Genomic DNA, 19,103 nt, shown 5'->3' with positions numbered 1-19,103 from the left:
GGCAGGCGTCAGAAAGTGGTCGCCGGGTTCAGCTGCGACGTGGTGATCCCGGTGCCCGGCACCCCCCACTTGGCGAAGATCCTGCCGTAGTCCCCGTCCGCGATCAGCTTGTTCACGGCGTCGCTCAGCGCCTTGGCGATCGGCGAGCCCTTGGCGGTGACGAAGCCGACCGGCGTGGTGCTGATCTCGCCGAGGAACTTGGTGTTCGCGATGTGCGTCGCGTCGTACTTCAGGCCGAGGGTCGGGCCGAACATGACGTCCACCTTCCCGTTCGCCAGGCCGAGGAAGATCGGCGCGCTGTCGGCGAAGTACTGCACCTTGTACGGCTTCTTGCCGAGCGCGGCGCACTTGCCGGCGCCGTCGGTCAGGATCTGCTGGAAGGTCGAGCCGGGGGAGGTGGCGATGGTCAGCCCGCACAGGTCGGTGAGCTGCTTGACGGTGTCCACCTTCACGTCCTTGGAGCCGAGGAACGCCTGCCCGTCGTTGAGGTAGGTGGCGAAGTCCACCACCTGCTCGCGGGCCTTGGTGGCACCGAAGTTGTCCTGGCCGACGTCGTAACGGCCGTTCTGCACACCGGGGATGACCGTGGGGAACGTGCCGTACTGAACGTCCCACTTGACGCCGAGCACCTTGGCGACGGCGTTGCGCAGGTCCACGTCGAGGCCGACGGCCGTGCCGTTCTGCTCGCCGGCGTGCGGCAGGCCCTGGACGCCGGGGGAGCGGGTGGTGCCCAGCGTCAGCGTGCCGCTGTCGCGCACCTTGGCCGGGAGTTCGGCCTTCAGGGCGGGGTCGGCGGCGACGGTGGAGATCACGTCCTGCACCGGGATCGCGGTGGAGTCCGCCGCCTTGGCGCCTGACTTGGTGGCACCGGGGGCGGGCGGCGCGCCCGACGAGGCGTCGTCGTCGGAGGAACTGCCGCAGGCGACGAGCAGGGCGAGACCTACGGTGACGGCGGCGGTGGCGGCGGCCAGCCGCGGGGCGCGGCGGCTTGAACGGCTTTCGGTGGTCACGGGAGTGCCTTTCACAAGGGTGGGACCTGCGGGAGGACGTGCGGGAACCTGCGCGGACGTGCGGAGGCGAGCGGTACGGTGCCGGGCTGCGTCGGCCGGCCGGTACCTGCGGGGAGCGCGTGCGGGAGCGAGGGTCAGAGGACGGCGGCCAGGAAGGACCTGGCCCGTTCGTGCCGCGGCGCGGTCAGGACGTCCGCGGGCGCGCCGGCCTCGATGATCTTTCCGCCGTCGAGGAAGACCACCGTGTCGGCCACCTTGCGCGCGAAGCCGATCTCATGGGTGACGACGATCATGGTCATGCCGCTGAGGGCCAGATCCTGCATCACCGCGAGCACCTCGCCGACGAGTTCGGGATCGAGCGCGCTGGTCGGCTCGTCGAAGAGCAGCAGCCGCGGCTCCATGGCGAGCGCACGGGCGATGGCCACCCGCTGCTGCTGGCCGCCGGACATCTGCCGGGGATAGGAGTCCTCCCGGCCGGCCAGCCCGACCCGGGCGACCAGTTCGCGGGCCCGGGCCACGGCCTGCTTCTTGGGGATGCCGCGCACCGCGACCGGCGCCTCGGTGATGTTGTCGAGCACGGTCAGATGCGGGAAGAGGTTGAACTGCTGGAAGACCATGCCCACTTGGGCCCGCTGCCGGGTGATCGCCCGGTTCGGCAGCTCGTGCAGCCGGCCGCCGCTGGGGCGTTCGGCGCTGGGACGCCCGCCGCTCCGTCCGGCGCCCTGCCGGTAGCCGACGATCTCGCCGCCGATCTCCACGAAGCCGCCGTCCGGCTTCTCCAGATGGTTCACGCAGCGCAGCAGCGTGGACTTGCCCGAGCCCGACGGGCCGAGCAGCACGGTGACCTCGCCCTCGCGCACGTCCAGGTCGATGCCGTCGAGCACGACGTTCGCGCCGAAGCTCTTGCGCAGGCCCCTGATCCGCACCAGCGGACGGTCGTCGGCGGCGGTCATGACAGCCCCGCGAGCGGCGACTTGGCCGAGCCGAACAGCGGGATGTTGGACCGCGTCACCTGCCACAGACCGCGGGACGGCGGCTTGTCCGACCGGTCGCTGCCGCGCGCGTAGTAGCGCTCGACGTAGAACTGCCCGATCGACAGCAGCGTGGTCAGGATGATGTACCAGATGGTCGCGACCAGCAGCAGCGGCATGATCAGGAAGTTCTGGTTGTAGATCAACTGGGTGGAGTACAGCAGGTCCTGGACGGCGATGACGCTGACGATCGAGGTCGCCTTGAGCATCCCGATCAGCAGGTTGCCCGACGACGGGATGATCGCCGGCATGGCCTGCGGCAGCACGATCCTGCGGAAGATCCGCCCCTCGCCGAGCCCCAGCGCCTTCGCGGCCTCGCGCTGCCCGGGGTCGACGGACAGGATGCCGCCGCGCACGATCTCCGCGGACAGCGCCGCCACATCGAGGGTGAGCCCGACGTAGGCGGCCAGGATGCCGCTGAACAGGTGCGCGGTCTGCACCCCGGCGAACTCGTGGCCGAACGGCACGCCCACCGACAACCGCGGGTAGAGCGAGGCGAGTTCGTACCAGAAGAGCAGCTGCACCAGCGGCGGCACCGAGCGGATCAGCCAGACGAAGCCGAAGCTCAGCGAGCTCAGCACCGGGTTGCGGGACAGCCGCATCGCGGCCACCCCGATGCCGAGCAGGTAGCCGCTGGACATCACGGCGGCGGTGAGCCACAAGGTGAGTTCGAGGCCGTGCATGATCGAGCCGCGCAGGAAGTAGTGGCCGACGACGTGCCACTGGAAGCGGTCGTTGGCGACCAGGGTGTGGACCAGCATCGCGAACAGTACGAGCAGCACGGCCGCGGAGATCCACTGGCCGGGGTGGCGCAGCGGCACCAGCTTCGCGGACAGCAGCTCCTCGTCGTCGGGCCTGCGGTCCAGGGAACGGCGGTCCAGGGCCCCGCTGTCCGACGGTCGGCCGTCCGGCGTCCGGCCCGCCGCTTTGGACAGGTCGGGAGGCGTGGGTGCGGGGTCGGGCGGCGGGTGTCCCGGCGCGGCGGTGGCCGGTCCTGAGGTGTCGTGCTGGGTCATCGGCGGGGTTCCCGTCTCGTCGGGGTACCGCGGCGGCGCGCATGCGGGCGCGACGGCCCCGCGCGGGGGCCGGTGCGCCGCGGGCGGCTACCGGGAGGAAGGCGTAAGGAGGCGTGGGCGCGCACGTCCCGGCCGCACGCCGATGACCGGCGCCACGTCAACTGCCGAGGAGCGAGCGGGAGTTCGAGGCCGGCCGGGCGAACCGTCGATCCCGGAAAGACGGGACGAGGGCGAACGGCGGCTCAGCGGGAATGCGGTGCGGCGCGCGTTCACCGAGCGCTCAGGCTCCGGCGCGTCGCCGTCGAACGGTCAGTGGACCGCGGGCGTTTCCGGACACAGCGCGCTGCTGACCCGGAGCAGGTCGACATGCCGCCGGGTCACCGGGGTCTGGAACGAGCCGCGGGGGCACAGCTCGTGGTCGCGCCGGTCGGCGTCCATGTGTCCCATCCCCTCGGTCGCGTCGCTCTGGTGGCCCGCTCAGAAGGGCCTATGCCTACAGCACGTTAACCGCAGGGCGGCGGTTGGACAATCCCCCGGCCGCCCCGACCGGGCCGGAGCGACGCAGGTCACTCCGGGCGGGAGGGGATTGTGTTCGAGCGCGCGACGGAGTTACCGTGCTTGCAGGTCATGAGCGTCAGCAACCAAGGCCCTGGCCGGCTGACCGGCAACCCTCTGTCGCGGTGGGGTGCTCCAGGTGACGACCCGGCGGAGCCGAAGACGGCTCGGCAAGTGCGAGCTCGAACAGGCGCGAGCCGATCGGGACGGGGAGGTGTCGGCGGTGCGGAAGACCACTGAGCGGTCGATGCCGGGCATCCTCATGTTCTCCCGCCGGCACATCGACCTCCAGCGTGTCGCCGGCGCCCTGTGTCCGGGCGCACCGGCGACCGCGCCCCGCTGTCCGGAGTTCCGGACCGCCGCGCTGCCGCGCACCGCCGGCTGACCTCCGGCCGCGCTCTCCCCGCTCCGCCCTCCCCCTCGTCTCCGCCGAACCCGCCCTGGGCCGTGCGCCCGGCGCGGGCCCCGTCCGGCATGCCCGCGCCCGCCGGCGCGCCGCTCACGCGGCTCATGCCGCTCATGCCGCAACCCCGCCACGCCGCAACGAAGCGGCAACTCCCTTACTTCTCAAGGCCGTTACGCCGCCAGGCCCGGTGAGCGGCCGTCCGCCTGCGACCCGTCCGCGCAGATCCGAGCAGGAAGCGGTACGCCCATGTCCCGTCCGACCACCCACCTCCATCTGGCCGTCGCCCTCGACGGCGCGGGCTGGCACCCCGCGGCCTGGCGGGAGGCCGACGCCCGGCCCGCCGACCTGTTCGGCGCCCCGTACTGGGCCGGCCTGGCCGCCGAGGCCGAACGCGGCCTGCTCGACCTGATCACCATCGAGGACTCGCTCGGCCCGCAGGGCCCGCCCTTCAACAGCCCCGCCGGCTCCGACAACCGCACCGACCAGGTGCGCGGCCGGCTGGACGCGGTGCTCACCGCCGCCCGGATCGCCCCGCTGACCCGGCACATCGGACTGGTGCCGACCGCGGTGGTCACCCACACCGAGCCCTTCCACCTGTCCAAGGCGATCGCCACCCTCGACTACGTCAGCGGCGGCCGGGCCGGCGTGCAGGTCAGGGTGTCGGGCAAGGCCGACGAGGCCGCGCACTTCGGCCGCCGCACGCTGCCCCGGCTGCCGGTCAGCGAACTCGACTCGCCGGCCGGACTCGCCCTGCTCCAGGACCTGTTCGGCGAGGCCGCCGACTACGTGGAGGCGGTGCGGCGGCTGTGGGACAGCTGGGAGGACGAGGCCGAGATCCGCGATGTGGCCACCGGCCGCTTCATCGACCGCGACAAGCTGCACTACATCGACTTCGAGAGCCGGCACTTCAGCGTCAAGGGCCCCTCGATCACCCCGCGTCCGCCGCAGGGCCAGCCGCTGGTCGCCGCGCTCGCGCACCGCACCGAGCCCTTCCGGCTGGTCGCGGGCTCCACCGACCTCGGCTTCGTCACCCCGCACGACGCGGGCCAGGCGGCGGCGGTCATCGGCGAGATCCGCGACGAGCAGGACCGGGCCGGCCGGGCCGCCGAGACCGTGCACGTCCTCGCCGACCTGGTGGTCTTCCTGGACGAGCAGCCCGGCCGGGCCGCCGACCGCAGGGCCAGGCTGGACGGTCTGCTGGAGGCGCCGTACGCGAGCGACGCGCTGGTCTTCGCCGGCACCCCAGCCGAACTCGCCGACCTCTTCGACGACTTCGCGCCGAGCGGCCTCTCCGGCTTCCGGCTGCGGCCGGCCACCCTGCCGCACGACCTGGCGCAGATCACCCGCGGCCTGGTGCCCGAACTCCAGCGCCGCGGCGCCTTCCGGCACGAGTACGAGGCCGGCACCCTGCGCGGACTGCTCGGCCTCCCGCGCCCCGCCAACCGCTACGCCGCCGCCTGACCGTGACTGTGACCGCGACCGCCTGACCGCGACCGCGCGACCGCCCGGCCTCGGCTGCAACCGAGACCGCGACCGCCGAACGTCCCGCGTGAGCGACCCGCGCGAAGCCGAAGCCCCGAGGAGGGCGATCCCGTATGAGCAGCACGCCCAAGCAGATCCATCTCGCCGCGCACTTCCCCGGCGTCAACAACACCACCGTGTGGAGCGATCCGGCGGCCGGCAGCCAGATCGAGTTCAGCTCGTTCGTCCATCTCGCCAGAACCGCCGAACGGGCCAAGTTCGACTTCCTGTTCCTGGCCGAGGGGCTGCGGCTGCGCGAGCAGGGCGGCCGGATCCACGACCTCGACGTGGTCGGCCGGCCCGACACCTTCACGATCCTCGCCGCGCTCGCCGCCGTCACCGACCGGCTCGGCCTGGCCGGCACGATCAACTCCACGTTCAACGAACCGTACGAGGTGGCACGGCAGTTCGCCTCGCTCGACCACCTGTCGGCCGGCCGCGCCGCCTGGAACGTGGTCACCTCGTGGGACGAGTTCACCGGCGAGAACTTCCGCCGCGGCGGCTACCTCGCCCGCGAGGACCGCTACGAGCGGGCGCAGCAGTTCCTGGCCGCCGTCCGCGTGCTGCTCGACTCCTGGCAGGGAGACGAGATCGTCGCCGACAAGGCGTCCGGCGCCTTCCTGAACGCACCAGGTCCCGGCCGGTTCGACCACCATGTCGGCCAGTTCGACATCAGCGGGCACTTCAACGTGCCGCGCGGCCCGCAGGGCCACCCGGTGATCTTCCAGGCCGGCGACTCCGAGCAGGGCCGGGAGTTCGCCGCGTCGGCCGCCGACGCGATCTTCACCCGGCACGGCACCCTGGACGCCGGCCGGGCCTTCTACGCCGACGTCAAGGGCCGGCTGGCCAAGTACGGCCGCAGCCCCGACCAGTTGCTGATCCTGCCCGGGGTCACCTTCGTCCTCGGCGACACCGAGGAGGACGCCCACGAGCGGGCCGACGTCATCAGGCACCAGCAGGTCAGCCCGGCGACGGCGATGACGTTCGTGGAGCGGGTGTGGAACCGCGACCTGAGCGCGTACGACCCCGACGGCCCGCTGCCCGAGGTGGAGCCGCTGATCGACGGCGACCCGATCGTGCGCGGCCGGGCCGACACCAACACCATGGACCGGGCCGAGACCGTGGCGCGCTGGCGGGCGGTCGCGGAGGAGAAGAAGCTCTCGATCCGCGAGCTGGTCATCGAGCTGACCGGCCGGCAGTCCTTCGTCGGCACCGCGGCCCAAGTAGCCCGCGAGATGGACGAGTTCGTGCAGGCCGACGCCAGCGACGGCTTCATCCTCGCGCCGCACCTGACCCCGGGCGGCATCGACGACTTCGCCGACACCGTCGTACCGCTGCTCCAGGAGCGCGGGGTCTTCCGCACCGAGTACGAGGGCGAGACGCTGCGCGACCACCTGGGCCTGGCGCACCCCGACCGGGCACGCGCCGCGGCCGGCACGGGGAGGGCGGCATCGTGAAGTTCCTCGCCATCACCCTGATCGTGCACGCGCCGCACCCCGTGACCGGACACAGGAAGTCCACCCAGGACCGGTTCCGCGAGGTGGTCGACAACGCCCTGCTGGCCGAGGAGTTGGGCTTCGACGGCTTCGGCGTCGGTGAACGGCACGAGCGCCCGTTCATCTCCTCCTCGCCACCCGTGGTGCTCAGCCACCTCGCCGCCCTGACCTCCCGGATCCGGCTGTTCACCGCGGTCACCACGCTCAGCCTGCTCGACCCGGTGCGGGCGTACGAGGACTACGCGACGCTCGACCATCTGTCGGGCGGGCGACTTGAGTTGATCGTCGGCAAGGGCAACGGCTCGGCCCAGCGCGAGCTGTTCGATGTCACCACCGACGACCAGTGGGACCGCAACGCCGAGAGCTACGAGCTGTTCCGGCGGATCTGGCGGCAGGACAAGGTCACCGCCAGCCCGCGGTTCCGGCCGGAGCTGACCGGGGCCGAGGTGTGGCCGCGGCCGTTCCAGCGTCCGGTACGGGTCTGGCACGGCAGCGCCACCAGCCGCGAGTCGGTCGACCTGGCCGCCCGCTACGGCGACCCGCTGTTCTCGGCCAACGTCACCAACCCGATCGAGCCCTACGCCGAACTCGTCCGGTACTACCGCGAGCAGTGGGAGCACTACGGCCACGATCCGGCGCTGGCCACCGTCGGCGCGGGCAGCGCCGGCTACTACGCGGCCCGCACCTCGCAGGAGGCGATCGCCGCCTACCGGCCGGTCTTCGAGGGCCATCTCGCGTTCCAGAAGCAGCTGGGCGTCGAGCCGGTCTTCCCGACCCTGGAGGACTTCGTCGAGCGCAGCTCGGCGCTGATCGGCAGCCCGCAGCAGGTCATCGACAAGGTGCACCGCTACCACGAGCAGTTCGGCCACTCCGTGCTGCACCTGCACGCGGACGCGGGCGGGCTGACCGACGCGCAGCACCGCGACGCGCTCGAACTGTTCCAGTCCGACATCGCGCCCGTGCTGCGCAGGGACATCCCCGACCCGCCGTGGGAGTGGGGCCCGGCCGGCACGGACGCGCCCGGAACGCGAGCCGAAGCCGGAGCCGAAGCCGGAACCGGTGCTGAGCCCACCGCAGAACCCATCAGCGCGGCCGACGCCGCGGCCACCGCCAGCGCCTGACAAGGAGCACCACCGTGGCCAACACCCCGCTCGCGGTACTCGACCTCGTGCCGATCTCCTCCGGATCCAGCGCGGGACAGGCGCTGCGCAACAGCATCGACCTGGCCCGGCACGCCGAACAACTCGGCTACTCCCGCTACTGGTTCGCCGAACACCACCTCAACCCAGGCGTGGCCGGCACCTCCCCGGCCGTCGTCCTCGCCCTGACCGCCGCCGCCACCAGCACCATCAGGCTCGGCGCCGGCGCCGTACAGCTCGGACACCGCACCGCCCTGTCCACCGTCGAGGAGTTCGGGCTGCTGGACGCCCTGCACCCCGGCAGGTTCGACCTCGGCCTCGGCCGGTCCGGCGGACGGGCCGAGCCCGGCGCCGCCGCCAAGGTGCCGGCCCTGACCGCGACCGCGGTGGTGGACGGCTACACGCCGGGCGGCCTGCGGATACCGGCCCGGTTCTCGTTCGAGAAGCTGCTGAAGTCGCCGCGCTTCGCGCTGCACAAGCGGCTGCTGACCCAGCCGGGCGCGCAACCGCAGCCCTACGACGAGCAGATCGCCGACATCCTCGCGCTGCTGGCGGGCAGTTACGCCACCGCCGACGGCGTCGAGGCGCACATCGTGCCGGGCGAGGGCGCCGAACTCCAGGTGTGGATCCTGGGCAGCAGCGCCGGCATCAGCGCCCAGGTCGCCGGCGCCAACGGCCTGCGTTTCGCGGCGAATTACCACGTCAGCCCGGCCACCGTACTGGAGGCGGCGGAGGGTTACCGGGCCGCCTTCGTCCCGTCGGCCGAGCTCGACCGGCCCTACGTCAGCGTCTCCGCGGACGTCGTGGTGGCCGAGGACGAGGCCACCGCACGGGAGTTGGCCACCGGCTACGGGCTGTGGGTGCACAGCATCCGCAGCGGGGCCGGCGCCATCACGTTCCCCACCCCCGACGAGGCCCGCACGCACGTGTGGAGCGCGGAGGAGGAGGAGCTGGTGCGGGACCGCGTCGAGACGCAGTTCGTCGGATCGCCGCAGCAGGTCGCCGACCAGCTGGAGACGCTGCGCGACGCCACCGGCGCCGACGAGCTGGTGGTCACCACCATCACGCACGACCACGCCGACCGGGTCCGTTCCTACCGACTGCTCGCCGAGGAGTGGAAGCGACGATGACGACGACCAAGGCGCAGTGCAGGGACGAACGCCGTGACGGGCGCGGCCCGCGGCAGCCCGTCCGGCCGCAGGCCCCCGCGCACAGCAACGGGAACGGGAACGGCGACGGGAGGTCGGCCGAGCAGAGCGGGAACGGCCGACTCCCGTCCCAGGAAGGGTCGTTCGCGTCGGCCGAACTGCGCCGGGTGTTCGGCGCGTTCCCCACCGGCGTGACCGCGATCGCCGCACTGGTGGACGGCGCCCCCGCCGGACTCGCGGCCAACTCGTTCACCTCCGTCTCGCTCGACCCGCCGCTGCTGTCGGTCTGCGTGGCGCACACCTCGACCACCTGGCCGGTGCTGGCCGACCGCGCCCGGCTCGGCGTCACCGTGCTCGGCGCCGAACAGGAAGCCGCCTGCGCACAGCTCGCCGCCCGCACCGGCGACCGGTTCGCCGGCCTCGACTGGCACGCCACCGACGACGGGGCCGTGCTGCTCGACGGCGGCAGCGCCTGGTTCGACTGCTCCATCGAGCAGCACGTCAGGGCCGGCGACCACGACATCGTCCTGCTGCGGATCCACGCGCTGGACGCCGACCACTCGGTGCCGCCGCTGGTCTTCCACGCCAGCCGGTTCCGCCGGCTCGAAGAAGCCGCCGACACCGCCCTCAGAACACCCGCCTCCGACACCCGAGTTCCAGCCAAGGAGTCATCGTGACCGCACAAGCAGCAGAGACCGACCGCGCCGCCTTCGTCGAGGACTGGGAGCGCTGGCACGCCGACCACGAGCGGCAGCTCGCCGACCCGCACGGCTTCCTCGCCATCACCAGCCTGCGCTGGCTGGACGAGATCCCGGCCCGCTTCCCCGACGCGCCCGGCGCCTGGTCGAGCACCGACGAGGGCGTGATGGTCGAACTGGCCGACGGCGAGGAGCTGTTGCTCGACGGGCAGACGCTGCGCGGCCGGCACGACTTCGGCGTGATCGCCGAGCGGGACAGCCTGTTCCCCGCCGCCGGCGACGCGGTGATCGAGGTCGCCAAGCGCGGCGGCCACGACATCATCAGGCCCCGGCACCCGGAGAACGCGCTGCGGCTCGCCTTCGCCGGCACCCCCGCCTACGCCCCCGACCCGCGGTGGGCCCGCACCGGCCGCTACCTGCCGTTCGACGCGCCGCGCCCGACGACCGTGGGAGCGGCCGTCGAGGGCCTCAGCCACGTCTACGACGCCCCGGGCCAGGTCGAGTTCGAGCTCGACGGGACGACCCACCGGCTGACCGCGTTCAACGGCCGGGCGGCCGGCAGCCTGACGGTGCTGCTCACCGACGCCACCTCGGGTGTCACCACCTACGCGGCCAACCGCGCGCTGTCCATCGCCGCGCCCGACGCCGACGGCACCGTGCTGATCGACTTCAACCGGGCCTCGAACCTGCCCTGCGCCTACACCGACCTGGCCACCTGCCCGCTGCCGCCGGCCGAGAACCGGCTGCGGGTGCCGATCGAGGCCGGCGAGAAGACCCCGACCGGCCCGAAGTCCACCACCGGCGACCCGGCCCCGGTCGTGCCGGGAGCCGATGGCGACCGTGCCGGCCGGCCGGACCCGGCGCAGGAGAAGCCGCGCAATGACCAGCCGTGACCACGGCGGCCGCCGCCTGCACCTGGCCCTTGAGGCCGACGGCGGCGGCGCCCATCCCGCCGCCGCCACCGCGGGCGGCGGCCTCGGCGGCGCCGCGCTGCGCCGGACCGTCGCCGCCGCCGAGGAGGCCGGCTTCGCCCTCGTCACCTTCGCCGACACACCGCTGCCGCCCGACGCCGGGAGCGGCCCAGGGAACGCCCCGGGAAACGGCGCCGGCCTGCGCGTCGAGGCCGGCACCCGGGCCGCGTTCGTGGCGACCCTGACCGACCGGATCGGCCTCGCGCCGACCCTGCACGCCACCGTCACCGAGCCCTTCCACCTGGCCACCCAGCTCGCCTCGCTCGACCACGCGAGCAACGGCCGGGCGGCCTGGGTGGTCGGCGCCGCCAACGACGCCCACGCGCAGGCGACCGTCGGGGCGGTGCCGCTGGACCCGCGGGCGCTGCGCCGCGAGGTCGCGGACGTGATCGACACGGCCCGCGCGCTGTGGGACTCGTGGGAGGACGACGCGGTGATCAAGGACGTGGCCACCGGCCGCTTCCTGGACTGGCGCAAGGTCCACCACGTCGACGTCGAAGGCGACCGCTTCACCGTCAAGGGACCGCTGATCACGCCGAGGCCGCCGCAGGGGCAGGTCGTGGTGCTGGCCCCCGACCACCTCGCCGTCGGCGGCCGGGCCGACGTCGTCCTCGTCGCGCAGCCGGACCCGGCGGCCGTCGCCGCCGCGGCCGCGGTGTCCAGGCAGGCCGGCGCGCCGCTGGTCTTCGCCGAGGTCGAGGTGCTGCTCGACGCCGGACTGCCCGCCGTCGAGAGGCTCGCCGCGCTGGACGGGCCATGGCCGCAGACCGGCCGGCTGCGGCACATCGGCTCCGCGGCCGGACTGGTCGGCCTGCTGCGGGAGTTGGCGGGCAGCGTGGACGGCGTACGGCTGCGTCCCGCGGTGCTCGGCACCGATCTGCCGGTGCTCGCCCGGCAGGTGCTGCCCGCCCTCGCCGACGCGGGACCGCACCGGCCGCCGCGGCCGGGCGCCACCCTGCGCGACACCCTGGGCCTGCCGCGCCCGGCCAACCGGTTCGCCGTCCCGGCGACCACGAACTCCTGAGGTGACCGCCATGCCAGCACCGGTGCAGGGCACCGCCACCCCCGACCACGACCCGAACGCCCGGGTGCACCTCGGCGTCTTCTTCACCGGCGTCGGCCCGCAACTCATCTGGACGAAGCCCTCGTCACCCTCGCACACCGCCATCGAGACCTTCGTCGATGTCGCCAGGCTGCTCGAACGCGGCCTGTTCGACGCGTTCTTCCTCGGCGAGGGGCTGCGGGTGCGCGAGAACCAGGGGCGGGTCTTCGACCTCGACATCGCCGGCCGGCCGGACGCGATCACCCAGCTGTCCGCACTGGCCGGGGCGACCAGCAGGATCGGCCTGGTCGCCACCCAGAACACCACCTACAACTACCCGGCCGACCTCGCCCGCCGGCTGGCCTCGCTCGACCTGCTGTCCGACGGCCGGGCCGGCTGGAACGTGGTCACCACCGACAACGCCTGGACCGGCGCGAACTTCCGGCACGGCGGCTGGCTGGCGCACGAGCGCCGCTACGAGCGGGCCACCGGCTTCGTCGAGGCGGCCAAGGCGCTGTGGGCCGCGGCGGACGCCCCGGCGGGGGCGGACAGGACCGTGGCCAGGGACACCGACCTGGTCAGGCTGCGGGCGGCGGCCACCGTGCCGCGCAGCCCGCAGGGCCGTCCGGTGGTCTTCCAGGCCGGCGACTCCGACGGCGGCCGTGAACTGGCCGCCGCCCACGCCGATGTGGTGTTCTCCGCCAACACCGGCTACGAGAAGGCGCTCGCCTACGCGGCCGATCTGCGGGCCCGGCTGGTCAGGCACGGGCGTCCGGCCGACTCGGTGCGCATCCTGCCCGGCGCCATCGTGGTGGTCGGCGACAACGCCAAGGACGCGGAGGACAAGGCCGGTTGGCTGCGCGAGGAACAGGTCTCGCCGCCACGGGCGATCGCGTTCCTCGAACAGTACTGGGGCACCGACCTGTCGGCCTACGACCCGGACGGGCCGCTGCCCGACATCGAGCCGAGCGAGGCCGAACTCGACCCGTCACGCGGCACGATCGCCATCGAGGACCGCACGGGCAAGCTGGCGCAGATCCAGAAGTGGCGCGACCTGGCGGCCGAACGGGACCTGTCCATCGTGCAGTTGGTGCGCGAGGTGCAGTCCCGCAGGCCGCCGTTCGTCGGCACCGCCGGGCAGATCGCTGACAAGTGGACCCACTACGTGCGCACCCGGGCCGCCGACGGCTTCAACATCGTGCCGCACCTGCTGCCCGACGCGCTGACCGACATCGTGGACAAGGTCGTCCCCGAGCTCCAGGAGCGCGGGTCGTACCGCACCGCGTACGAGGGCACGACCCTGCGCGAGCACCTGGAGCTGCCGCCGCTGACCTGACCGACCCCGCGGGTCCTCGGGCGGAACGGCTCAGGCGCCGCCGGCGGAATCCCCGCCGGCGGCGCCTTCCGGCACCTGGACGAAGTGGAACCTGGTGCTGCGGCGCAGCCGGAAGCCCATCGACTCGTAGAGCCTGATCGCCCGGGTGTTCACCGCCGCCGCGTGCAGGAACGGGGTGTCGCCGCGCTGCCTGATGCCCGCGGCGACATGCCGGACCAGCCTGGTCGCCAGCCCCTGCCCGCGGTGCGCGTCGTCGGTGCACACCGCGCTGATCTCGGTGAAGCCGGGCGGGCGCAGCCGCTCGCCCGCCATGGCGACCAGCCGGCCGTCCCGGAAGATCCCGTAGTACGCCCCCAGCTCGATGGTCCGCGGCAGGAACGGCCCCGGCTTGGTGCGCGCCACCAGGTCGAGCATCTCCGGCACGTCGGCGTCGGTCAGCCGCCGCGCCTCCGGGTCGGACTCATCCCGCAGGGTGTCGGCCACCAGTTGTACGCCGTCCCCCGACTGGCCGGTGGACCACCCCTCGGGCAGCTCCGGCACCCCGGCCAGCGCGAAGGTGCCGCCCGGGCCGACCAGCGCGGCCAGATCCGCCCACGCCTGCGGGTCGCCGGCGTCCTCGATCGCGGTGAACGGGGACACCTCCGCCTGGTAGCGGGCGGCCGAGCCGACGATCTCGGCGAGGTGGCGGTGCGGTCCGGTCAGTGCGGCCCAGGCCGGGTTGTCCAGAACGGCCAGGGCGGTCGGGACGGTCGGGACGGCAGGGGCGGCCAGGTCAGGGGCGCCGGCGCCGTTCGGGGCGGGCTGCTGCGGGGGCTGAAGGCTGGTCGACATGGTGGCGGTGCACTCCGTTTCTGCTGCTCACGGCCATTGTTCTTGCTGGGCGCGGCGGGCGGCCCGTGTGACGGGTGTGGGCCTCGTCACGGTGTGGGGGCGTAGTGCCGGTGCCGGTGCTCGTGCCGGTGTCCGTGCCCGTGCCGGTGCTCGCGCCGGTCAGGAGTTGTCGAGCGGCAGGCCCGGCGGGTTGATCTGGGAGGACGGCACGGCCTCGTTGGCGAGGTTCCAGGTGGCCAGCCACTTGGCGTACTGGCCGTCCTTGATCAGCAGGTTGATCGCGTCCGCGAGCGGCTTGGCAAGGCCGTCGTCCTTCTTCGTGGTGGCGCAGATCAGCCCCTGCAAGGTGGCGCCCGCGCCGGAGTACTTGCCCGCGCTGCGGGTGGCCTGCGGCTTACCGGCGGTCTGCACGATGTGGTAGGCGATGCCGGGGTTGGGCGCGAAGTAGCCGTCGATCTTGCCCGAGGTCAGCGCCAGATAGGTGCTGTTGCTCTCCTGGTAGTACTTGATCGTGAGCTTCTTGCCCTTGGCCTTCAGCTCCTTCTGGAACTCCAGCAGGATCTTCTCCTGGTTGGTGCCGGAGCCGACGGCGATGGTCAGGCCGGCCAGGCTGTCGGCGGTGCCGTCGAAGGTCACCTTGCTCTTCTTCAGCACCTCCAGGCCGAGGTTGTCCTGCCGGTAGCTGGCGAAGTCGTACTTCTCCTTGCGCTGCTCGGTGTCGGTGATGTTCGAGAAGCCGACGTCGGTCTTGCCGCTGTCGATGCCGACGAACAGGTTGTCCCAGGTGGCGTTGTGGAACACCGGCTTGAGGCCGAACTCCTGGGCGATCAGCCGGGCCAGGTCGGGTTCGGAGCCGGTGACGGTCTTCTGGTCGTCGCCGACGAAGCCGATCGGCGGGGCGCCGCCCTGGAGGAAGCCGAGGCCGATGACCAACTGCCCGCTGTCGGTGACGCTCTTGGGCAGTTCGGCGCGCAGCGCGGCGTTCACCGGCACGGTCAGCGTGGCCGGCTTCGCGGCGCCGTTGGACACCGCGCCGATCACCACGCCGTCCTTGGCGGTCGCGGCGGCCGGGGCCGCGGAGCCGCTGTCGCCGTCGCCGCCGCCGCAGGCGGTGAGCCCGAGGGCGAGGCTGGACGCGACGGCGGCGCTGAGCAGGAATCTGGTACGAAAGCGGGACATATCGCATCCTTAACGGTCATAGGGTATCGGGGTGTGGCGAGGGTCTGGTGGTGCGAGGGCGGCGCGTCGCGAGGGGGCGGGAGCGGCGGTCAGAGCACCTTGCTCAGGAACTCCTTGGTGCGCGGGTGCCGCGGGTGGTCGAGGACGTCCTCCGGCGTGCCCTGCTCGACGATCCGGCCGCCGTCCAGGAACACGACGGTGTCGGCGATCTCCCGGGCGAAGCCGATCTCGTGCGTGACGACGATCAGCGTGGTGCCGCTGGTCGCCAGGTCCTTGATGACGGCCAGCACCTCGCCGACCAGTTCGGGGTCGAGTGCGGACGTCGGCTCGTCGAAGAGGATGACGCCGGGCTCCAGCGCCAAGGCCCGCGCGATGGCGACCCGTTGCTGCTGTCCTCCGGACAACTGCCGCGGCCAGGCACCGGCCTTGTCGCCGAGCCCGACCCGTTCCAGCAGCACCCGGGCCGCGTCCAGCGAACGGGCCCGCGACGTACGGCCGGTGGCGACCGGGGCGGCGGCCACGTTCTCCAGCACGGTCAGGTGCGGGAACAGGTTGAAGTTCTGGAAGACGAAGCCGATCCGGCTGCGCTGCGCGAGAATCGCCCGCTCGCTCAGCTCCTTCAGCCGGCCGCGGTGCCTGCGCACCCCGATCAGCTCGCCGTTGACGCTGACGTGCCCGATGTCCAGCTTCTCCAGGTGGTTCACGGCCCGCAGCAGAGTGGACTTGCCGGAGCCCGACGGCCCCACGATCACCGTCACCTGCCCTGGCCGCACGGTCAGGTCGACACCGGCCAGCACGTGGTGGGCGCCGTACCACTTGTGCGCGTCATGGATGCTGACGGCGGCGCTCGTCCCGCCGCTCATCCCGCCGCTCCGATCGCGATCCGGCCGCGTACGCCGGACAGCCCGGCGCGCAGCTTCTGCAACGGGGTGGGCGGCATGGTGCGCAGCGCGCCGCGCGAGTAGTACCGCTCCACGTAGAACTGGACCACCGACACCACGCTGGTGAGGATCACGTACCAGGCGGTGATCACGAGCAGCAGCGGCACGATGTCGCTCGGATACGTGCTCGCCATCGTCTGCGCCTTGCCGAACAGGTCGAGCAGCGAGACGTAGAAGACCAGCGAGGTGCCCTTGATCAGGCCGATCAGCTGGTTGACGTACGACGGGACGATCGCCCGCAGCGCCTGCGGGAAGACGATCCGGGTGAACTGGTAGCCCCTGGGCAGGCCGAGCGCGGCGGCTGCCTCGTGCTGGCCCTGGTCGACCGAGAGCACGCCGGCCCGCACCACCTCGGCGGCGTACGCGGCCTCGTTGAGGCTGAGGCCGACCACCGCGACCACCATCTCGGTGGCGAGCTTCGACTCGTCGAAGTGCGCGAAGCCGGGGCCGAAGGGCACGCCCACGCTCAACGTGGCATACAGGGCGCTGAAGTTGTACATGAACAGCAGCACGACGATCAGCGGCACCGACCGGAACAGCCAGATGTACACCCAAGCGACCGTGCGCAGCACCGGGCTCCGCGACAGCCGGCACAGCGCCAGCACGACGCCGCCGAGCAGCCCGAACAGCGCGCTCCACGCGGTCACCTTGAGCGTGACCAGCAGGCCGTCGAGTATCACCGGCCGCAGGAACCAGTAGCGGAACCTGTCCCACTCGAAGAACGGGTTGGTGGCCAGCCCGTGGATCAGCTGGGCGACCACCACGAGGACGACGAGGGTGGCGATCCAGCGGCCGGGGTGCCGCAGCGGGATCACGCGTTGCGCCTTCAGCGCGTCGGGCCCGGGGGCGGGCGGCGGAGACGGGGGAGGGGACGGGGGTACGTCCGGTGCGGCGTCGGCGACGCCGGCGGGCGGGGATGAGTCGCTCATCGGAACTCCAGCGCGGGGGCAGGCCGGCAGGTGGCAGGGACCAGGGAGTCTCAGGGGTTGTCGACGGTCAGCAGACCCGGCGCCCGGACGAGCCGCGGCTCAGAACCGGAAGGGCGGACCGGGAGGCGGACCGGGGGTGGGACCGGAGGCGGGCCCGGAAGCGGGACCGGGAGTCAGCCGCAACAGAGGGCGCTGCACACGCGGAGCAGGTCGATGTGCCGGGCCAGGAACGCGGCGCGACGGCCGTGGCGTCGCCACGCGGCCATCCCCGGTCCTGCGTACATCCCGACCACCCATCACCCGTCCGCCCGTGCGGACATCGCGCCGATGACCGGTCAACCGGCCCTGGTGCAAGTCAGGCAGCCCGGGCCGGCCAAGTCAATGAACCCCCTGTGAACTCCGCCGCGAGCGTTCGCGCCGGGGGCGGGGCCAGGCAGTCGCACCGAAGTGCGGAGTGTTCGCGTCCGCCACTCAACCGCGGCCGAGTTCGCGGTCCTCGGTCAGTGCCGTCTCGGCCAGCACGGCCTCCTCCGGCAGGCCCGGCACGTCCCCGGCCGCGTCCTCGGCGTCCGCCCGCTCGTGCGAGGGCCCGGCGTGCGTCTCGTCCGCGTCGGCCTCGTCCAGCGCGCCGTGCACGGTGCTCAGCACCACCGCGCCCGCCACGAGGACGACGGCCCCCAGGATGAACGGCACATGCGCGTTGTAGTGCTCGACCAGCTTGCCCGCCGCGAACGGTGCCAGCCCGCCGCCGATGAACCGGACGAACCCGTACGTCGCCGAGGCCACCGGACGCGGCACCGGCGAGATGCTCATCACCGCGGTGGTCACCAGTGTGTTGTTCGTACCGATGAAGACGCCCGACGCGATCGTCGCGCCGATGACGACCGCCGGGTGGCCCGGGAACAGGCCGATCACCAGCGAGTCGACGGCCATCAGCACCATGGTCCCGTACAGCGTCCGGGCCGTCCCGAACCGGGACTTGAGCGCCGGGGCGCCGAACACCGCGAAGATCGCGACCAGCACGCCCCACCCGCAGAAGACCGCGCCGAGCTTCAGCGGCGACAGGTGCATCAGGAACGGGGCGTAGCCCAGGATGGTGAAGAACGCCCAGTTGTACAGCAGCCCGGTGACGCTGGTGGTGGTCAGGCTGCGGTGCCGCAGCGCCTTGAGCGGCTCGCTGATCGAGGACTTCCGGGCCGGCCGCGGCGTCGCCGGGACCAGGATCGCGGTCGCCGCGAGCGCGATCAGCATCAGCGCGGAGACGCCGAAGAACGGCCCCCGCCAGCTGATGTTGCCGAGCAGCCCGCCCAGCAGCGGGCCGAGCGCGATGCCGACGCCGAGCGCGGTCTCGTACAGCACGATGGCGCCGGCGAACCCGCCGCTGGCCGAGCCGACGATCACCGCGAGCGAGGTCGCGATGAACAGCGCGTTCCCCAGGCCCCAGCCGGCCCGGAACTCCACGATCTGCCCGATGCTCCCGCTGGCGCCGGCGACCGCGGAGAACACCACGATCAGCACCAGCCCGGCGATCAGCGTGGCCTTGGCGCCCAGCCGGCTGGAGACCCAGCCGGTCACCAGCATCGCCACCGCGGTCACCACGAGGTAGCTGGTGAAGAGCAGTTCCACCTGGCTGGGGCTGGCCCGCAGCTTCGACGCGAGCGACGGCAGGATCGGATCGACGAGGCCGATGCCCATGAAGGAGATGACGCAGGCGAACGCCACCGCCCAGACGGCTTTCGGCTGGCGGAACGGGCTCGGCCGGTCGCTCGCGTCCGGCGCGGTGTCCGCGGTGTGAGGTTCTGCTGTCATGTGGCCAACAATATTGACTATCTATATAGACTGTCAATGTGATGC

Annotated in this window: 18 protein-coding genes and 1 riboswitch; of the genes, 9 read left to right on the top strand and 9 right to left on the bottom strand. The window is 72.6% G+C overall.

What is annotated here, in order from left to right; genetic code table 11:
- Positions 1–8: 8 nt before the first annotated feature.
- From ACQPW6_RS14160 to ACQPW6_RS14145, 4 genes are all read right to left on the bottom strand, one after another.
- Positions 9–1,010, bottom strand: a complete 1,002-nt coding sequence (locus ACQPW6_RS14160) for a transporter substrate-binding domain-containing protein (protein ID WP_433889966.1) — start codon at positions 1,008–1,010, stop codon at positions 9–11.
- Between the two features lie 134 nt (positions 1,011–1,144).
- The gene (locus ACQPW6_RS14155; RefSeq protein ID WP_433889965.1) at positions 1,145–1,963 is read right to left on the bottom strand and encodes an amino acid ABC transporter ATP-binding protein; all 819 of its coding nucleotides are present in this window, start codon (positions 1,961–1,963) and stop codon (positions 1,145–1,147) included.
- The gene (locus ACQPW6_RS14150) at positions 1,960–3,057 is read right to left on the bottom strand and encodes an amino acid ABC transporter permease (RefSeq protein WP_433889964.1); all 1,098 of its coding nucleotides are present in this window, start codon (positions 3,055–3,057) and stop codon (positions 1,960–1,962) included. Before ACQPW6_RS14150 ends, ACQPW6_RS14155 begins: the two co-directional genes overlap by 4 nt.
- Positions 3,058–3,366: 309 nt before the next feature.
- Positions 3,367–3,495 carry a putative leader peptide gene (locus tag ACQPW6_RS14145; RefSeq protein WP_433889963.1) on the bottom strand — a complete coding sequence of 43 codons (129 nt, stop codon included), beginning with the start codon at positions 3,493–3,495 and terminating at the stop codon, positions 3,367–3,369.
- 185 nt (positions 3,496–3,680) lie between these two features.
- A riboswitch (SAM riboswitch) is annotated at positions 3,681–3,795 on the top strand.
- A 40-nt stretch (positions 3,796–3,835) separates the two neighbouring features.
- Here ACQPW6_RS14145 and ACQPW6_RS14140 point away from each other — a divergent pair.
- From ACQPW6_RS14140 to ACQPW6_RS14100, 9 genes are all read left to right on the top strand, one after another.
- A complete protein-coding gene (locus ACQPW6_RS14140; RefSeq protein WP_433889962.1) occupies positions 3,836–3,997 on the top strand; it encodes a putative leader peptide in 162 nt (53 codons plus the stop codon).
- 267 nt (positions 3,998–4,264) lie between these two features.
- Positions 4,265–5,479 carry an LLM class flavin-dependent oxidoreductase gene (locus ACQPW6_RS14135; protein WP_433889961.1) on the top strand — a complete coding sequence of 405 codons (1,215 nt, stop codon included), beginning with the start codon at positions 4,265–4,267 and terminating at the stop codon, positions 5,477–5,479.
- Between the two features lie 134 nt (positions 5,480–5,613).
- Positions 5,614–6,996, top strand: a complete 1,383-nt coding sequence (locus tag ACQPW6_RS14130; protein ID WP_433889960.1) for an NtaA/DmoA family FMN-dependent monooxygenase — start codon at positions 5,614–5,616, stop codon at positions 6,994–6,996.
- Positions 6,993–8,156 carry an LLM class flavin-dependent oxidoreductase gene (locus tag ACQPW6_RS14125; protein WP_433889959.1) on the top strand — a complete coding sequence of 388 codons (1,164 nt, stop codon included), beginning with the start codon at positions 6,993–6,995 and terminating at the stop codon, positions 8,154–8,156. Before ACQPW6_RS14130 ends, ACQPW6_RS14125 begins: the two co-directional genes overlap by 4 nt.
- Before the next feature lie 14 nt (positions 8,157–8,170).
- Positions 8,171–9,304: an LLM class flavin-dependent oxidoreductase gene (locus tag ACQPW6_RS14120; protein WP_433889958.1), complete on the top strand. Its 1,134-nt coding sequence runs from the start codon at positions 8,171–8,173 to the stop codon at positions 9,302–9,304.
- Complete coding sequence (locus ACQPW6_RS14115; RefSeq protein ID WP_433889957.1) at positions 9,301–9,999, top strand: flavin reductase family protein; 699 nt, start codon at positions 9,301–9,303, stop codon at positions 9,997–9,999. Before ACQPW6_RS14120 ends, ACQPW6_RS14115 begins: the two co-directional genes overlap by 4 nt.
- Positions 9,996–10,913 carry a DUF1684 domain-containing protein gene (locus ACQPW6_RS14110; RefSeq protein WP_433889956.1) on the top strand — a complete coding sequence of 306 codons (918 nt, stop codon included), beginning with the start codon at positions 9,996–9,998 and terminating at the stop codon, positions 10,911–10,913. The genes ACQPW6_RS14115 and ACQPW6_RS14110 overlap by 4 nt, the downstream gene beginning before the upstream one ends.
- The gene (locus tag ACQPW6_RS14105) at positions 10,900–12,015 is read left to right on the top strand and encodes an LLM class flavin-dependent oxidoreductase (protein WP_433889955.1); all 1,116 of its coding nucleotides are present in this window, start codon (positions 10,900–10,902) and stop codon (positions 12,013–12,015) included. Before ACQPW6_RS14110 ends, ACQPW6_RS14105 begins: the two co-directional genes overlap by 14 nt.
- Before the next feature lie 10 nt (positions 12,016–12,025).
- Positions 12,026–13,369: an NtaA/DmoA family FMN-dependent monooxygenase gene (locus ACQPW6_RS14100; RefSeq protein WP_433889954.1), complete on the top strand. Its 1,344-nt coding sequence runs from the start codon at positions 12,026–12,028 to the stop codon at positions 13,367–13,369.
- A gap of 30 nt (positions 13,370–13,399) precedes the next feature.
- Here the strand turns inward: ACQPW6_RS14100 and ACQPW6_RS14095 are convergent, their stop codons facing one another.
- From ACQPW6_RS14095 to ACQPW6_RS14075, 5 genes are all read right to left on the bottom strand, one after another.
- Positions 13,400–14,200: a GNAT family N-acetyltransferase gene (locus tag ACQPW6_RS14095; RefSeq protein WP_433889953.1), complete on the bottom strand. Its 801-nt coding sequence runs from the start codon at positions 14,198–14,200 to the stop codon at positions 13,400–13,402.
- Between the two features lie 159 nt (positions 14,201–14,359).
- A complete protein-coding gene (locus ACQPW6_RS14090; protein ID WP_433889952.1) occupies positions 14,360–15,379 on the bottom strand; it encodes an ABC transporter substrate-binding protein in 1,020 nt (339 codons plus the stop codon).
- Between the two features lie 89 nt (positions 15,380–15,468).
- The gene (locus tag ACQPW6_RS14085) at positions 15,469–16,242 is read right to left on the bottom strand and encodes an amino acid ABC transporter ATP-binding protein (protein WP_433889951.1); all 774 of its coding nucleotides are present in this window, start codon (positions 16,240–16,242) and stop codon (positions 15,469–15,471) included.
- Positions 16,239–17,249 (bottom strand): amino acid ABC transporter permease, encoded by a 1,011-nt coding sequence (locus ACQPW6_RS14080; RefSeq protein WP_433889950.1) that lies wholly within the window; start codon positions 17,247–17,249, stop codon positions 16,239–16,241. Before ACQPW6_RS14080 ends, ACQPW6_RS14085 begins: the two co-directional genes overlap by 4 nt.
- Positions 17,250–17,720: 471 nt before the next feature.
- Positions 17,721–19,058 carry an MFS transporter gene (locus tag ACQPW6_RS14075; protein ID WP_433889949.1) on the bottom strand — a complete coding sequence of 446 codons (1,338 nt, stop codon included), beginning with the start codon at positions 19,056–19,058 and terminating at the stop codon, positions 17,721–17,723.
- Positions 19,059–19,103: the final 45 nt, after the last annotated feature.

It is taken from the genome of Streptomyces sp. CA-111067 (assembly GCF_050956065.1).
GTDB lineage: Bacteria > Actinomycetota > Actinomycetes > Streptomycetales > Streptomycetaceae > Actinacidiphila.
This window is presented reverse-complemented; position numbering and strand designations above follow the sequence as displayed.

Excerpts from the sequence above, each read along its gene's own strand:
- ACQPW6_RS14105 (WP_433889955.1), top strand. The coding sequence starts at position 10,900 with ATGACCAGCCGTGACCACGGCGGCCGCCGCCTGCACCTGGCCCTTGAG.
- ACQPW6_RS14130 (WP_433889960.1), top strand. The coding sequence starts at position 5,614 with ATGAGCAGCACGCCCAAGCAGATCCATCTCGCCGCGCACTTCCCCGGC.
- ACQPW6_RS14085 (WP_433889951.1), bottom strand. The coding sequence starts at position 16,242 with ATGAGCGGCGGGACGAGCGCCGCCGTCAGCATCCATGACGCGCACAAG.
- ACQPW6_RS14100 (WP_433889954.1), top strand. The coding sequence starts at position 12,026 with ATGCCAGCACCGGTGCAGGGCACCGCCACCCCCGACCACGACCCGAAC.
- ACQPW6_RS14075 (WP_433889949.1), bottom strand. The coding sequence starts at position 19,058 with ATGACAGCAGAACCTCACACCGCGGACACCGCGCCGGACGCGAGCGAC.
- ACQPW6_RS14145 (WP_433889963.1), bottom strand. The coding sequence starts at position 3,495 with ATGGACGCCGACCGGCGCGACCACGAGCTGTGCCCCCGCGGCTCGTTC.
- ACQPW6_RS14095 (WP_433889953.1), bottom strand. The coding sequence starts at position 14,200 with ATGTCGACCAGCCTTCAGCCCCCGCAGCAGCCCGCCCCGAACGGCGCC.
- ACQPW6_RS14135 (WP_433889961.1), top strand. The coding sequence starts at position 4,265 with ATGTCCCGTCCGACCACCCACCTCCATCTGGCCGTCGCCCTCGACGGC.
- ACQPW6_RS14080 (WP_433889950.1), bottom strand. The coding sequence starts at position 17,249 with ATGAGCGACTCATCCCCGCCCGCCGGCGTCGCCGACGCCGCACCGGAC.
- ACQPW6_RS14150 (WP_433889964.1), bottom strand. The coding sequence starts at position 3,057 with ATGACCCAGCACGACACCTCAGGACCGGCCACCGCCGCGCCGGGACAC.
- ACQPW6_RS14155 (WP_433889965.1), bottom strand. The coding sequence starts at position 1,963 with ATGACCGCCGCCGACGACCGTCCGCTGGTGCGGATCAGGGGCCTGCGC.
- ACQPW6_RS14115 (WP_433889957.1), top strand. The coding sequence starts at position 9,301 with ATGACGACGACCAAGGCGCAGTGCAGGGACGAACGCCGTGACGGGCGC.
- ACQPW6_RS14090 (WP_433889952.1), bottom strand. The coding sequence starts at position 15,379 with ATGTCCCGCTTTCGTACCAGATTCCTGCTCAGCGCCGCCGTCGCGTCC.